At 30.8% G+C, this 1,830-nt stretch carries 3 protein-coding genes; all 3 read right to left on the bottom strand.

Annotated elements, in window-relative coordinates:
* Window positions 1-215: 215 nt before the first annotated feature.
* The 3 genes from DZ60_RS0121900 to DZ60_RS23765 all read right to left on the bottom strand — a co-directional run bounded on the left by DZ60_RS0121900 (window position 216) and on the right by DZ60_RS23765 (window position 1,599).
* On the bottom strand, window positions 216-614 hold the full coding sequence (locus DZ60_RS0121900; protein ID WP_025744135.1) for a hypothetical protein: 399 nt from the start codon (window positions 612-614) through the stop codon (window positions 216-218).
* A gap of 161 nt (window positions 615-775) precedes the next feature.
* Window positions 776-1,138 (bottom strand): hypothetical protein, encoded by a 363-nt coding sequence (locus DZ60_RS0121895; RefSeq protein ID WP_025744134.1) that lies wholly within the window; start codon window positions 1,136-1,138, stop codon window positions 776-778.
* A complete protein-coding gene (locus DZ60_RS23765; protein WP_025744133.1) occupies window positions 1,135-1,599 on the bottom strand; it encodes a barstar family protein in 465 nt (154 codons plus the stop codon). The genes DZ60_RS0121895 and DZ60_RS23765 overlap by 4 nt, the downstream gene beginning before the upstream one ends.
* Window positions 1,600-1,830: the final 231 nt, after the last annotated feature.

Raw genomic sequence — 1,830 nt, 5'->3', positions numbered from 1 at the left:
CTTTGTAAAGGATGTTTGTTTAACGTACCGAATTGCTGGCAACGTTTAATATATGTGTCGTAGCAGGGCAAAATGTTACCTTGATTTTCGATTTTTCTGCGCATTGGTTGCTAACTTTAACTTTTTGAAAGCATTGCGCTTTACCAAATATACAAGAACCATTCGATTCATCACTTAGCCGCTATGAGCACATATATGTTGTTGGCAAATAGTTTTTAATTCTCCATAGCTTTGTTAAAAGCATCTTTTCCAAATTTTTTTTGAATCTCAGCATACATTATGTCATTATAACATTTATTTGGAATTCCAAGTACTCCTTCAACCGTAATAATTTCAATTTCATAAAGCTCTTTTAGCTTTTTAGGAAGATTTTGACGATTTCCAAAACCTCCGAAAATATATTTTATCTTTCCTTCTCGCAGTTCTTTTTTCGCTAGTTCTTGACCTTCTTCACAATTTTTAATTCTGTTATAATTTGTCGGTTCAGTCAAATCAGAATCCCTTATATCAGTATTTTTGTGGCTTTCGACTCTTACAACATTATTACATCCAATTGATACGATAAAAAATACTATTAAGGGAATTGTTCTTTTCAAAACACAATTTTTATTCATAAATTTTAATGTTTGCCAACGTGTTTGTATATGGTTTGTTGCGTGGTTTAGCACGTAATTTAGCAAATAAAAACCGAATAGAAAATCCGCGAGGATTTTCGTAAGTAGGCTAGAACTAGCAATAAATTATATACGGTGTTGTAAGTAGTTTTTTATTCAGTTTATAATGTATTTGTTATTTCTTTTTCGTAAAATTTTCCTCTATCGTCAGTCGCAATAACTTTTGGTCTTTTTCCATTTTCCCAAATTAGTTCAAATGATTTTAGAGAGTCAAATTCCACGTTTTGTGATTTGAAATGCTCATTTATGTTATCATACCAATAACCAATTGATTTAGTAATTCGGTCAGAAATCATTGTCTTTGGTTGGAATTCTTTAGTTTTCCAATCAATTTTTATGTCGTAATTCTTTCCACTTATTTTATTCAATTCATCAATTACGAAATCAGAATCAACATAATTTTCATAGCTTAAAAAACTATGTCCAAAATTGTGAATTGCTGAAGGAATATTTTTGTATTTCACACCTCTGATTTTTCCACTATTAAATCTACGAATTCAGCGTTTCTCAATAAATCTATAATAAAATCAAAATCATCTTTTCCGAATACTTTTTCCAGTTTTTCAGTTCCGACTATTTCTATAATACAATCTCCTGGAAAACCTGGTCCTTCTGCTGTTATAGCGTCATTGAAAGCATCAAGATTTTTTCCAAAATGTTTTGCCGATTCAGAGTCGATTTCCGCAACGTATTTATTCCAAAAATCTTGTTTAGATTCACAAAATTCTCCGTTTATAAATATTTTTCTCTTGTGTCTCGTTTTTCCATTTTCGTCTGTTACAATACTCACAAAAGTGTCTTTTCCATAAGCCATTTTATCAAAGACTTTAGAATAGCCAAGATTCAACCATCTTTTATAAATCAATTTTCCATTGAAATATAAGTAAAGTTCATTGTCATCCTTTATTTCCTTTCGTATTATCACGGTTTGTTTAACGTACCTAATTAGCTACAACGTCTAGGCTATGGTTAGTACGGGAATTAAAAGTAGTGAACTTTCGATTAAGTATTTAGCCAAAACTTTTTATTTTGTTTTATCTTTTTCTTTATAAAGCCAAATCAAAAAGATTTGGCGGACTTCATTAAAAGCTCTAAACTTTGGGTTAAGCACCAAACCCCGTATTAACTATAGCATCCATGAAAAAGCAGAGAGTCC

The organism is Aquimarina pacifica (genome assembly GCF_000520955.1).
GTDB lineage: Bacteria > Bacteroidota > Bacteroidia > Flavobacteriales > Flavobacteriaceae > Aquimarina > Aquimarina pacifica.
This window is presented reverse-complemented; position numbering and strand designations above follow the sequence as displayed.